Raw genomic sequence first — 12,368 nt, forward strand, 5'->3', positions numbered from 1 at the left:
ATGACGCAGCCACCCCCTCCGCCGCCGAACCAGCCCCCGGACCCGCAGGGCGGCTTCGGCGCCCCGACGCCCCCGCCGCAGCAGCCGCCGGCCCAGCCGGAGCCCGGATACGGCTACCCGCAGCAGCCGCCCGCGGCGCAGCCGGAGCCCGGCTACGGCTACCCGCAGCAGCCGTACGGGTACCCCACCGCGCCCCAGCAACCGCAGCAGCCGCAGCAGCCCTCGCAGTACGGCGGTTACCAGCAGCCCCAGCAGCCGGTCCAGCCCCCGTACGGGTACCCGACGCAGCCGCAGCAGCCGCAGTACGGCGGTTACCAGCAGCCCGCCACGGCCGCGGTCCCTGCCGCCGGCGGCAAGAAGCTGTCGGCGCAGCTCCAGATCGTCATCGCGGCGGCCGTCGCCGTCGTCCTGATCATCGGCGCCGGCATCTGGTACGCCAACTCCGGCGGCGACGACGGCGGCAACGAGGCGAAGGGCTCGGGCGGCACGTCGCAGGGCCCCGCCTCGGGCGGTGGCGGCGACACCGGTGGCAAGGGCCTGGGCGGCGGCGGCAAGGAGAAGCCGCCGGCCGACACCAAGTCGACGATGACGTTCCAGATCGCGCAGCCCAAGGTCCCGGACATCACCGACGTCTCCGGTTCCTGGATCACCGACAAGGCGTTCGTGAAGCCGGGCGTCAACTCGCTGGTGGGCTACGACCTGGACAAGGGCAGCGTCCAGTGGACGCTGCCGCTGACCGGCCAGGTCTGCGGCGCCTCGCGGCACGTCACCGCCGACAACAAGGCGCCGATCCTCTTCGAGGCCACCAAGCGGGTGGGCCCGCGCTACTACCAGCCGTGCACCGAGGTCGGCGTGGTCGACCTGAACACCGGCAAGCTGCTCTGGTCCACCTCGGTCACCGGCGGCTCCGCCGGCGACCAGAAGGCCCGCTTCACCGAGGTCACGCTCAGCGGGTCGACCGTCGCGGCCGGCGGCACCGACGGCGGCGCCGCCTTCGACCTCACCAACGGCAACCCGCGCTGGAAGCCGCAGGCGAACGACCAGAACTGCTACGACATGGGGTACGGCGGCGGCGAGGGCCTCGTCGCGGTCCGCAAGTGCGGTCAGTACGACAACCCGAACGTGCTGATCCAGAACCTCAACCCGACCACGGGCGCCCCGCTCTCGCAGTTCAAGATGCCGCCCGGCGTGAAGTACGCCTCGGTCGTCTCCACCAAGCCGCTGGTCGTCGCGGCCGACGTCGGCGAGACCGCCGGTGACGGCAGCGGCATCTCGGACTTCTTCTCCATCGACGAGAAGACCGGGAAGCTGAAGGCGAAGATCACGGCGGACGCGGACCAGTACGCGGCCCGCTGCCGCGCCACCGAGGTCGAGTCCTGCACCCAGGCGCTGGTCGGCAACGGCCGGCTGTACGTGCCGACCGAGGAGCACGAGGGCAGCACCGGCGAGTACGGCAGCGAGACCAACGAGATCATCGCCTTCGACCTGGCCACCGGCCGCACCGTGCCCGAGAAGGCCGACGCCGGCGACAAGTTCACGTACGTCCCGCTCCGCATGGACGGCGGCAACCTCATCGCCTACAAGGCCCCGCCCTACGACCAGGGCGGCCGGATCGTCTCGGTCGACGGCGGCACGATGAAGGAGACGCTGCTCCTGGAGAACCCGGCGAACAAGTCGATCCACAGCGCCGAGAGCAGCTTCAGCCTGAACGGCGCCGAACTCCTCTACGGCAACGGCCGGTTCTTCATCTCGGAGACCCTCGTCAGCAAGCCGCGGGAGAACCCGTCGCCGAACGACATCAAGGAGTACCTGATCGTCTCCTTCTCCGTCGCGCACTGACGACCCGTCGTCCGCCCGTGGGCCCTTCCGGTGATCCGGAGGGGCCCACGCGCATGTCGGCGGCCGGAGCGGGGGAGCGTGTAGCTTTCCGGGTCGGGGCGGCCGGGGCATCCGGCCGGCCAGGAGGAGGGGGGATGACCGGGATGGGCGTACGCCTCGTGGTGGTGGACGACCACCGCCTGCTCGCGGAGGCGCTCGCCTCGGCGCTGAAGCTGCGCGGGCACCGGGTGCTCGCGGCGGCCGCGCCGGTGGCGGGGGCCGCGGAGCTGGTGGTGAGCCGGGCGCCGGAGGTCTGCCTCCTTGGCACGGCGGCGCCGGACGCGCCGGGGACCTTCGACCCGGTCGTACGGATCAAGCGGGAGCGGCCGCAGGTCGCCGTGGTGGTGCTCGGCCCGGTGCCCTCGCCGCGCGGGATCGCGGCGGCGTTCGCGGCCGGGGCCTCGGGGTACGTGCGGCACGACGAGCGCATCGAGGGCGTCGAGCGGGCCCTGGTGAAGGCGCGGGCGGGGGAGTCGGCGGTGGCGCCGCAGCTGCTCCAGGGGGCGTTCGCGGAGCTGCTGCACCCTTCGGCGCAGCCGGACGACGAGGCGCAGCGGCTGCTCCGGCTGCTGACCCACCGGGAGGTGGAGGTCCTCGTCCGGGTCGCGGAGGGCGAGGACACCCGGCTGATCGCGGCGGGGATGGGGATCGCGCCGAGCACGGCGCGGACGCATGTGCAGCGGGTGCTGATGAAGCTGGGGGTCGGCTCGCGTCTGGAGGCGGCGGCGCTGGCGGCCCGGACGGGGCTGCTCGACCGTGCGGTGCCGGGGCAGCGCGGCTCCTTCTGAGGCACCGGCCGAGGCTGCTCGCGAGGCTTCTTCCGAGGTGAGGCCGCCGGGCTCCGGGTGAGGGGCCCGGCTTCGGCATTGACTGCGATGTTGGAATGTGATTCTTTGTGCGTGGTTCTGTTTGGTCCGCCCGGAGGCACCCCGTGAAGAAGACCGTCACCACGCTCGCCGACGGGCGCGAGCTGATCTACTACGACACGCGCGACGACATCGTCCGCAGCGCCGTCGACCCCCGTCCCCTCACTCCGGTCGTCTCCCGCTCCGAGATCCGGTACGACGAGCTCACCGGCGATCCCGTCGCCATCGCCTCGCACCGGCAGGCCCGCACCTACCTCCCGCCGGCCGACGCCTGCCCGCTCTGCCCCGCCAAGGACGGCCGGGAGAGCGAGATCCCCGAGGAGAGCTACGAGGTCGCGGTCTTCGAGAACCGCTTCCCCTCCCTCTCCGGCGGCGTCGGCCGCTGCGAGGTCGTCTGCTTCACCGACGACCACACGGACTCCTTCGCCGACCTCACCGAGGAGCGCGTCGGGCTCGTCCTCGACGCCTGGACCGACCGGACCGCCGCCCTCTCCGCGCTGCCCGGCGTCGAGCAGGTCTACTGCTTCGAGAACCGGGGCGCGGAGATCGGCGTCACCCTGCCGCACGCGCACGGCCAGATCTACGCCTTCCCGTACGTCACGCCCCGCACGGCCGCCATGCGCCGCCGCGCCGACGAGCACCGCGCGGCGACCGGCCGGAACCTCTTCGACGACGTCGTCGTCCGCGAGAGGGCGGACGGCGAGCGGGTGGTCCTGGAGACCGAGCACTGGATCGCCTTCGTGCCGTACGCCGCCCACTGGCCGTACGAGGTCCACCTCCACCCGAAGCGCCGGGTGCCCGACCTGCTCGCCCTGGACGCGGCGGAGCGCACAGAGTGCGCACAGGTCTACCTGGAACTCTTGAGGCGCTTCGACCGGATCTTCGGCCCGGACGAGCCGCCGACGCCCTACATCGCCGCCTGGCACCAGGCGCCGTTCACGGACGAGCGGCGCGAGGACTTCGGACTGCACCTGGAGCTTTTCACCGTCCGGCGGGCCTCTGGCAAGCTGAAGTTCCTCGCGGGCACCGAGTCCGGCATGGGCGCCTTCATGAACGACGTACGGCCCGAGGACGCGGCCCGACGACTCCGAGAGGTGGCAAGCGCATGACGCGGAAGTATCTGGTGACCGGAGGGGCCGGATATGTGGGCAGCGTGGTCGCCGCCCACCTCCTGGAGCGGGGCCACCGGGTCACCGTCCTCGACGACCTCTCCACCGGCTTCGCCGAAGCCGTCCCCGAGGGCGCCGAGTTCATCCGGGGCCGCATCCAGGACGCGGCCGAGTGGCTCGACTCTCCCCCTGGCTCCGCCGGGGGGACCCCCACCTACGACGGCGTCCTGCACTTCGCCGCCTTCTCCCAGGTCGGCGAGTCGGTCGCCAAGCCCGAGAAGTACTGGGAGAACAACGTCGGCGGCACCATGGCGCTGCTCGCCGCGATGCGCACCGCCGGGGTCCGCAAGCTGGTCTTCTCCTCCACCGCCGCCACCTACGGCGAGCCGGAGACCGTGCCGATCACCGAGACCGCGCCGACCGCCCCCACCAGCCCGTACGGGGCGAGCAAGCTGGCCGTCGACCACATGATCGGCGGGGAGTGCGCGGCCCACGGCCTCGCCGCCGTCTCGCTGCGCTACTTCAACGTCGCCGGGGCGTACGGCGCGCTCGGCGAGCGCCACGAGCCCGAGTCCCATCTGATCCCGCTCGTCCTCCAGGTCGCCCTGGGCCGGCGCGAGGCGATCTCCGTGTACGGCGAGGACTACCCGACCCCGGACGGCACCTGCGTCCGCGACTACATCCACGTCGCCGACCTCGCCGAGGCCCACCTCCTCGCGCTCGACGCGATGACCGCCGGCGAGCACCTGATCTGCAACCTCGGCAACGGCAACGGCTTCTCCGTCCGCGAGGTCGTCGAGACCGTCCGCAAGGTCACCGGCCACCCGATCCCCGAGATCACCGCCGGGCGCCGCCCCGGCGACCCCGCCGTCCTGGTCGCCTCCGCCGAGGCCGCCCGCGAGCGGCTCGGCTGGACGCCGTCGCGCCCCGACCTGGCCGAAGTCGTCGCCGACGCCTGGGCGTTCGCACGACGCCGGGAAGGAGCACGCCCGTGACCGTCGCCGCCGACTTCGAGGCGCTCTATGGCGCCGCCCCCGACGGGCTCTGGGCCGCCCCCGGGCGGGTCAACCTGATCGGGGAGTACACCGACTTCAACGACGGCTTCGTGCTGCCGCTCGCGCTCCCGCACACCGCCGTCGCCGCCGTCTCCCGCCGCGACGACGGCGTCCTGCGCCTGCACTCCGCCGACGTCGACGGCGGGATCGTCCAGCTGGAGGTCGACGCCCTGGAGCCGCTCTCCGGCGGCGGCTGGGCCGCCTACCCCGCCGGGGTCGTCTGGGCGCTGCGCGAGGCCGGGCACCCGGTCTCCGGGGCCGACGTCCACCTGACCTCGACCGTGCCGACCGGCGCCGGGCTGTCCTCCTCGGCGGCCCTGGAGGTCGTCACCGCGCTCGCCCTGAACGACCTGTTCGAGCTGGGGCTCTCCCGTCCCGAGCTGGCCCGGCTCGCCCAGCGCGCCGAGAACGCCTTCGTCGGCGTGCCCTGCGGCGTCATGGACCAGATGGCCTCCGCCTGCGCCGAGGAGGGCCACGCACTGCATCTGGACACCCGGGACCTCTCGTACCGTCAGGTCCCCTTCGACCTGTCGCACGAGGGGCTCCAGCTGCTCGTCGTCGACACCCGCGTGAAGCACGCGCTCGGAGACGGCGCGTACGCCGAGCGGCGCGCCGGGTGTGAAGCGGGTGCGCGGGCGCTCGGTGTGCGCACCCTGCGCGAGGTGAGCGCCGCGCATCTGCCCGAAGCGCTCGGACGTTTGAGCGACGAGACGATTCTTCGGTACGTGCGGCACGTCGTCTCCGACAACGACCGGGTGGAGCGGACCATCGCGCTGCTCGACGCCGGCGCCACCCGGGCCGTCGGCCCGGTCCTCACCGAGGGCCACGCCTCCCTCCGGGACGATCTGCGGGTCTCCTGCCCCGAGCTGGACCTCGTCGTCGAGGCGGCCAACGCCGCCGGGGCGCTCGGCGCCCGGATGACCGGCGGCGGCTTCGGCGGCTCGGCCGTCGTCCTCGTGGAGACCGAGCGCGCGGAGACCGTGTCGGCCGCCGTCGGCAAGGCCTTCGCCGAGGCCGGTCACGCCGCCCCGGGGATCTTCCCGGCCGTCCCCTCGGCGGGGGCGCGCCGCCTCTGAACCACCGCACACACCCGGACTGCTTCGGACAGTTCCGCTAATCGGCCCCCACCGCGGCGCCCCGCCCCTACTCTGAGGGGCAGCGCCGGTGGGGGCCGGTGCTGTTCAGGGGGCGAGACCCGTCGGGTACGGCGCCAGAAGCGGGGTAACAGTCAACGCACGGCGGCGGCCGTGCCTTCGACGGACCCGCCTCCGGCGCCGTACCCGCGTCGGTCCGTTCCTCGACACTTGGGAGTGTCCGTGGCACGCATCCGCGTCCTGGTGGTGGACGACCACCGCATCTTCGCCGAATCGCTGGCCGCCGCCCTCGCGGCGGAGCCCGATGTCGACGTCGCCGCCGCCGGCAGCGGCCCGGCGGCCCTGCGCTGTCTGGAGCGCGGCGCGGCGGAGGGCCGCAGGTTCGACGTGCTGCTCGTCGACGCCGAGCTGGGCGCGGGGCCCGCCGGAGCGGCCGTGGCGCGTGCGGTGCCCGCGGACGCGGAGGGCGCCGTGGACGGGATCTCGCTGGTCACGGGCGTACGACGGATGCAGCCCGCCCTCCGTACGGTCGTCCTCGCGGAGAAGGACGACCCGCGCAGGGCCGCGCTCGCGCTGCAGGCCGGGGCCTCGGGCTGGGTGGCGAAGGACTGTTCGCTGCAGCGGCTCCTCGCCGTCGTACGGGGTGTGCTGCGGGACGAGACGCATCTGCCGCCCGCGCTGCTCACGGGCGTTCTGCGGGAGTTGACGGAGGCGCGCAGACACCGGACGGACAGCGAGCGGCTCGTGGAGTCGCTGACGCCGCGCGAGCGGGAGGTGCTGCGCTGCATGGTCGCGGGCCTGGGCCGCAAGGCGGTCGCCGAGCGGCTCTTCCTCTCCCCGCACACCGTCCGTACGCACATGCAGAACGTGCTGGGGAAGCTGGGCGTGCACTCGACGCTCGCGGCGGTGGCGCTGGCCCGCCGGGCGGGTGTGGGTCCCGCGGAGCCGGTGCTACCCGGGGATGTTGTCGAACGGGGCGGTCAGCCGGCGTAGCAGCGCGGCCAGTTCGCCGCGCTGGGCGCGGGAGAGCTGGGCGAGGATGGCGCGCTCCTGCGCGAGGAGTCCGGCGAGCGCCTCGTCGGCGCGGTCGCGGCCCTCGGGGGTGAGCCGGACGAGGACCCCGCGCCGGTCGCTGGGGTCGGGGAGCCGCTCGACGAGGCCCTTCTTGGTGAGCCGGTCGATGCGGTTGGTCATGGTGCCCGAGGTGACCAGGGTCTGGGTGAGGAGCTGGCCGGGGGAGAGCTGGTAGGGGGCTCCGGCGCGGCGCAGCGAGGTGAGGACGTCGAACTCCCAGGGCTCCAGCTGGTGCTCGGAGAAGGCGAGCCGACGGGCACGGTCGAGGTGGCGGGCGAGCCGCGAGACACGGCTGAGCACCTCGAGCGGTTCCACGTCGAGGTCGGGGCGCTCACGGCGCCATGCTGCGACCAGTCGGTCGACCTCGTCCTCCATGTCGATCAGTGTAGAGGGTCTGTTGACATAAAGTCTCTTGTGTTCAAGTTTCTCGATATCGAGTATCTTGGAGTCAAGATATATTTCCCTGGACTATGGGGAAGGGACCCGGCCGGAACTCGTTCCGCTTCGGCAACTCGTGCCAGCAAGGGGGCTTCGAACATGCATTCCGTCGACTCAGCCGCACCCACCTGGGACCCGCAGCAGTACCTCCGTCACTCCGGCCACCGCACCCGCCCGTTCCTCGATCTCCTCGCCCGAATACCGCAGCTGCCCGCCCAGAACCGGCCCGCCCGCATCGCCGACCTCGGCTGCGGACCCGGCAACGTGACGGTCCTCCTCGCCGACCGGTGGACCGACGCGCACATCACCGGCCTCGACCTCTCCTCCGAGATGCTGGAACGCGCCGAGAAGGACTGGTCGGGCACCACCCGCGGCGGCGGCTGGCTCGACTTCCGCCCCGCCGACGCCGCCCACTGGACCCCCGACGAGCCCTACGACCTGATCGTCTCCAACGCCGCCCTCCAATGGGTGCCCAACCATCCCGAGTCCTTCGCCGCCTGGATCGACGGCCTCCATCCCGGCGGCACCCTGGCCTTCCAGGTCCCCGGCAACTTCACCTCGCCCAGCCACGCCCTGCTCGGCGAGCTCTGCGAGACCCCCGAGTGGCGCTCCCGCCTCCGCGACCAGGGCCGCCGCTTCGTCCACATCCTCGACACCGCCGACTACCTCGCCCGCCTCACCGACCTCGGCTGCGAGGCGGACGTGTGGGAGACCACGTACTGCCAGCTCCTCCAGGGCGAGGACCCCGTCCTCGACTGGGTCAAGGGCACCGCGCTGCGGCCCGTCCTCACCACCCTGGGCGACGACCGGGAGGCCGTCGACGCCTTCCTCGCCCAGTACCGCGCGCTGCTCCGCGAGGCCTACCCACCGGGCCCGCACGGCACGGTCTTCCCGTTCCGCCGCCTCTTCGCCGTCGCCCGGAAGAAGTCGTGACCGCCACCGGGCCCTTAACGCGCGGACGCCCCGCACCGGAGAACCGGTGCGGGGCGTCCGTGGAGGGCCCTCCGTCCCCTACTGGACGGAGTTGTAGATCCCCCAGCCCGAGCCGAGCTTGGCCCGCGGGCCGAACTTGGCGGGGGCGGTGTTCAGGTAGCGGTAGAGGTCGCCGCCGGAGGTGATGCCGAGGAGGTCGCCCTTGCCGTCGGCGTTGAGGTCACCGGGGGCCACCAGCTTGGTGTAGATGTTCCAGCCGGTGCCGATCTTCACGCGGGTGGCGAACGGCGTGGCCGCGACGCCCGTGCCCGGGTACAGGTACAGGTCGCCGCCGGAGGTGCGGGCCAGCAGGTCGGCCCGGCCGTCGCCGGTGTAGTCGCCGGCGCCGAGGAGCTTGTCGTACGCGCCCCAGCCGCTGCCGACCTTGATGCGGGTGGCGAGCGCCGTACCGGCGCCGTTGCCCTTGTACAGGTAGAGGACGCCGGAGCGGTCCCGGGCCAGCAGGTCGCCCTTGCCGTCGCCGGACAGGTCACCGGGGCCGACGAGGGTGTTGTAGATGCCCCAGCCGCTGCCGATGTCGTTGCCGTCGACGCTCAGGTCGCCGTCGATCACCACGGCGAAGTCGGAGAGGGCGTCCGCGTTCAGCGAGGACAGGTGGATCAGGTTCACCCCGTTCCACGTGCCGGCCTCGCTGATCTCGATCCGCGGGTCCAGCTTGCCCGTGGTGCTGTTGGTGTACCAGTACAGGGCCCCGGCGGGCGTGGTCGCGATGACGCCCTCCTTGCCGGTGTACGGGTAGGCGCCCGAGCCGGAGAAGTGCGAGATGCCCGCCCAGTAGCCGGCCTCGCCGACCTGCTGGCGACCGGCCAGGGTGCCGTCGCCGTTGCCCCCGTAGAAGAACAGGGTGCCGGCGTTGTCCCGGGCGATCAGGTTGCCGCCGCCGGCCGGCATGATCTGGTTGTAGATGCCCCAGCCCGGGCCGATGGCCTTGCGGGTGCCGAAGGGGTGGGCGGTGTCGCCCGTACCGGCGTAGAAGAACAGGGTGCCGGACGCGTCGCGGGCGTACAGGTCGCCCTTGCCGTCGCCGTTGCCGTCGCCGAGACCGACGAGCTGGTCGTACGCGTTCCAGCCGGAGCCCACGCTGATCCGGGCCCCGAGCGGCTGGGTCGTGTTGCCCGTCGCCAGGTACAGGTACAGCTGGCCGTCCTTGGTGCGGGCGACCACGTCGGCCCGGCCGTCGGCGTTCACGTCGCCGGGCGAGGTGACCTTGTTGTAGGCCTGCCAGCCGCCGCCCACGACCGTCTTCGACGTGGTGCCGCTCGCACCGGCGTCCAGGTACAGGGTGAGCGTGCCGTTCTCGGAGAGGACGAGCACCTCGGGGTTGGTCAGGGCACCGCCCTGCTGGCCGATCGGGACGATCTCCTTGGCGACGTCGTCCACCCGGCCGAGGTCGAACAGGTCGTCCGCGCCGGAGGTGGTGCTGCTGTACAGCTCACCGTCCACACCGCGGAGGATGACGTCCTCGAAGCCGTCGCCGTCCAGGTCGGACAGGAGCAGCGAGCCGGCCTCGGCGGAGGCGACGCCCGCGCGGCCGGAGTCCTGCTTCGGCAGCGACAGCTTCGGGATGGTGAAGGAGGAGGCCTCCTTCTTCACGGCCTTGGGGGCCGGCGCCGGGGTTTCGGCGGACGCCGGGCCCGCGAGGAGCATGCCGGCGGAGAGAGCGAGAGCGGTGCAGGCCGCGACGCGGCGCGCACGCGTGGAGCGGGTGAAAATCAAGAGATCCCCCCCAGGGATCAGAGGTTCGAGACAGAACCACACAGGGGGGCTCGCACGGCATCGAACGGCGTCAGCGCAGGCCGGAAGGCCCGTGGAGACGACATCGCTCGAAGGTCGGAACACCCCCCCGGATGTTGAACGCGAGTCTACTCACCTTGTCGTTTTACGCCAGTGATCTCTACGTGAACAAAGCGCGGCCCCGCACCGGCGCTCCGGTGCGGGGCCGCGTGGACCGGGGAACGGTCAGGACATGGCGTTGTAGATGCCGAAGCCCGTGCCGATCTTCGCCCGCGTCCCGAACTTCGCGGGGGCGGTGTTCAGGTAGGCGTAGAGGTCGCCGCCCGAGGTCACACCCAGCAGGTCGGCCTTGCCGTCCGCGTTGAGGTCTCCGGGGGCCACCAGCTTGGTGTAGAGGTTCCAGCCGGTGCCGATCTTCACGCGGGCCTTGAACGGCGCGGTCGCGACGCCCGAGCCCGGGTACAGGTACAGGTCGCCGCCGGAGGTGCGGGCAAGGAGGTCGGTGCGGCCGTCGCCCGTGTAGTCACCGGCGCCGAGGAGCTTGTTGTACGCGCCCCAGCCGCTGCCGACCTTGATCCGGCCGGACAGCGCGGTACCGGCACCGTTGCCCTTGTACAGGTAGAGGACGCCGGAGGCGTCACGGGCCAGCAGGTCGCCCTGGCCGTCGCCCGACAGGTCGCCGGGGCCGACGACCGTGTTGTAGATGCCCCAGCCGCTGCCGATGCGGTTGCTCGCGATGTAGAGGACGCCCTGGTAGATCTCCGAGTTGTCGGAGGAGGCGTCCAGGTCCATCGAGGACAGGTGCGTGAAGTTGGCGCCCGCCCAGCCGCCCGTGTCGCCGAGCTGGGCACGGCTGCCCAGCTTGCCGGTGCTCGTGACGCCGTACCAGAACAGGGTCCCGGCCGTGTCCCGCGCCAGGACGCCTTCCTTGTTGCCCATGACCGGGTTGTTGCCCGCCCCGCCGAACTGCGGGACGCCGACCCAGCCGCCCGGGTCGCTCACCTGCACGCGGGCCCCGAGGGTGCCGTCGCCCTTGCCGGTGTAGTACCAGAGCGTGCCCTTGAGGTCGCGGGCGATCAGCTCGCCGTTGCCGTCGCCGTTGTCGTCGCCGACCGGGAAGACCTGGTTGTAGATGCCCCAGCCCGGGCCGATGTACTTGCGCGCGCCGAAGGGCTTCGACTTGTCGCCCGTACCGCCGTAGAACCACAGGCCGCCGGCGCTGTCACGGGCGTACATGTCGGCCCAGCCGTCGCCGTTGTTGTCGCCGACGCCGAAGAGCTGGTCGTACGCGTTCCAGCCGGCGCCGAGAGCCACCCGCGCCGAGAACGGCGCGGTGCGGTTGCCCGTGGCGTAGTACAGGTACAGGTTGCCGTTGACGTCGCGCGCGAGCAGGTCGGCACGGCCGTCGTCGTTCACGTCGCCCGGCGCGAGGAGCTTGTTGTAGACGCCCCAGCCGCTGCCCTGCCAGACGTACGTGCCGCCGCTGGGCGTGGCGTCCGCGTACAGGCTGAGCCGGCCCGTCTGCGACAGCAGGAGGACCTCGGGGCCGCTGGCGTTCCCGTCCTGGTTGCCGATCGGGACGATGTCCTTCGGCGGCTGCGCCGAGAAGTTCCCGAACTGGCCGCCCTCGACCGAGGTCGGCGCGGTGTAGACGTTGCCGTCCCAGCCGCGGTAGATCAGGTCGCCGCCCCCGTCGCCGTCGAAGTCCGACAGCATCGGAGAGGCACCGACCCCCTCGGCCGCGGTGGCACCCGCACGGGCCGCGCCCGCCGCGGGCCGCGTCAGGGACGGCGGGGTGAAGTCGGCCGACGGCTTCTCGACGGCCGGGTGCGGCGCCGGGGTGCCGGCGGACGCGGGGCCGGCGAGGAGCATGCCGGCGGAGAGGACGAGCGCGGTGCAGGCGGCGAGCCGACGCGCGCGCGTGGAAGAACGGAAGGACAAGGGATCCCCCCCAGGGAATCAGAGGTGCGAAAGAACCGGAGAGGGGGCTGGCACAGCGCGCAACGGCGTCGGCGCGGGCCGATGGGGCCACACGGAGACGACCTCGTTCGCGGGCCGGAGCGCCCTCGGACAGTCGAACGGGAGTCTACTCACGGACAGGGGCGGCCCGCACCGGAGTACCGGTAC

At 72.5% G+C, this 12,368-nt stretch carries 9 protein-coding genes and 1 pseudogene; 7 read left to right on the plus strand and 3 right to left on the minus strand.

Annotation, left to right across the window (positions count from 1 at the left end; genetic code table 11):
* The 6 genes from ACWGN5_RS25225 to ACWGN5_RS25250 all read left to right on the plus strand — a co-directional run bounded on the left by ACWGN5_RS25225 (position 1) and on the right by ACWGN5_RS25250 (position 6,995).
* Positions 1–1,839, plus strand: coding sequence for an outer membrane protein assembly factor BamB family protein (locus tag ACWGN5_RS25225; protein ID WP_453519011.1), 1,839 nt, complete (start codon positions 1–3; stop codon positions 1,837–1,839).
* A 143-nt stretch (positions 1,840–1,982) separates the two neighbouring features.
* On the plus strand, positions 1,983–2,666 hold the full coding sequence (locus ACWGN5_RS25230) for a helix-turn-helix transcriptional regulator (RefSeq protein ID WP_351188806.1): 684 nt from the start codon (positions 1,983–1,985) through the stop codon (positions 2,664–2,666).
* 143 nt (positions 2,667–2,809) lie between these two features.
* Positions 2,810–3,853, plus strand: coding sequence for a galactose-1-phosphate uridylyltransferase (gene galT / locus ACWGN5_RS25235; protein WP_453519013.1), 1,044 nt, complete (start codon positions 2,810–2,812; stop codon positions 3,851–3,853).
* The gene (galE, locus tag ACWGN5_RS25240; protein WP_453519015.1) at positions 3,850–4,848 is read left to right on the plus strand and encodes a UDP-glucose 4-epimerase GalE; all 999 of its coding nucleotides are present in this window, start codon (positions 3,850–3,852) and stop codon (positions 4,846–4,848) included. Before galT ends, galE begins: the two co-directional genes overlap by 4 nt.
* Entirely contained in the window at positions 4,845–5,984 is a 1,140-nt protein-coding gene (gene galK, locus ACWGN5_RS25245) for a galactokinase (RefSeq protein WP_453519017.1), read from the plus strand. The genes galE and galK overlap by 4 nt, the downstream gene beginning before the upstream one ends.
* A 228-nt stretch (positions 5,985–6,212) precedes the next feature.
* On the plus strand, positions 6,213–6,995 hold the full coding sequence (locus tag ACWGN5_RS25250) for a LuxR C-terminal-related transcriptional regulator (RefSeq protein ID WP_453519020.1): 783 nt from the start codon (positions 6,213–6,215) through the stop codon (positions 6,993–6,995).
* Here the strand turns inward: ACWGN5_RS25250 and ACWGN5_RS25255 are convergent.
* On the minus strand, positions 6,954–7,451 hold the full coding sequence (locus ACWGN5_RS25255; RefSeq protein WP_017241145.1) for a MarR family winged helix-turn-helix transcriptional regulator: 498 nt from the start codon (positions 7,449–7,451) through the stop codon (positions 6,954–6,956). The two genes, ACWGN5_RS25250 and ACWGN5_RS25255, sit on opposite strands and share 42 nt — an antisense overlap.
* A 162-nt stretch (positions 7,452–7,613) precedes the next feature.
* Here ACWGN5_RS25255 and ACWGN5_RS25260 point away from each other — a divergent pair, with 162 nt between their 5' ends.
* Positions 7,614–8,447 carry a trans-aconitate 2-methyltransferase gene (locus ACWGN5_RS25260; RefSeq protein WP_453519023.1) on the plus strand — a complete coding sequence of 278 codons (834 nt, stop codon included), beginning with the start codon at positions 7,614–7,616 and terminating at the stop codon, positions 8,445–8,447.
* 78 nt (positions 8,448–8,525) lie between these two features.
* Here the strand turns inward: ACWGN5_RS25260 and ACWGN5_RS25265 are convergent, their stop codons facing one another.
* Both ACWGN5_RS25265 and ACWGN5_RS25270 read right to left on the minus strand, forming a co-directional pair.
* Complete coding sequence (locus ACWGN5_RS25265) at positions 8,526–10,223, minus strand: FG-GAP repeat domain-containing protein (RefSeq protein ID WP_453519026.1); 1,698 nt, start codon at positions 10,221–10,223, stop codon at positions 8,526–8,528.
* Positions 10,224–10,637: 414 nt separating this feature from the next.
* Positions 10,638–12,113 (minus strand): annotated as a pseudogene (locus ACWGN5_RS25270) (FG-GAP repeat domain-containing protein); the annotation flags it as partial.
* Between the last annotated feature and the right edge of the window lie 255 nt (positions 12,114–12,368).

The sequence above is a fragment of the Streptomyces sp. NPDC055815 genome (genome assembly GCF_053616475.1).

Bases quoted from the DNA above. Each gene is read 5' to 3' on its own strand.
- ACWGN5_RS25230 (WP_351188806.1), top strand. From the start codon at position 1,983: ATGGGCGTACGCCTCGTGGTGGTGGACGACCACCGCCTGCTCGCGGAG.
- ACWGN5_RS25255 (WP_017241145.1), bottom strand. From the start codon at position 7,451: ATGGAGGACGAGGTCGACCGACTGGTCGCAGCATGGCGCCGTGAGCGC.
- ACWGN5_RS25225 (WP_453519011.1), top strand. From the start codon at position 1: ATGACGCAGCCACCCCCTCCGCCGCCGAACCAGCCCCCGGACCCGCAG.
- ACWGN5_RS25260 (WP_453519023.1), top strand. From the start codon at position 7,614: ATGCATTCCGTCGACTCAGCCGCACCCACCTGGGACCCGCAGCAGTAC.
- galE (WP_453519015.1), top strand. From the start codon at position 3,850: ATGACGCGGAAGTATCTGGTGACCGGAGGGGCCGGATATGTGGGCAGC.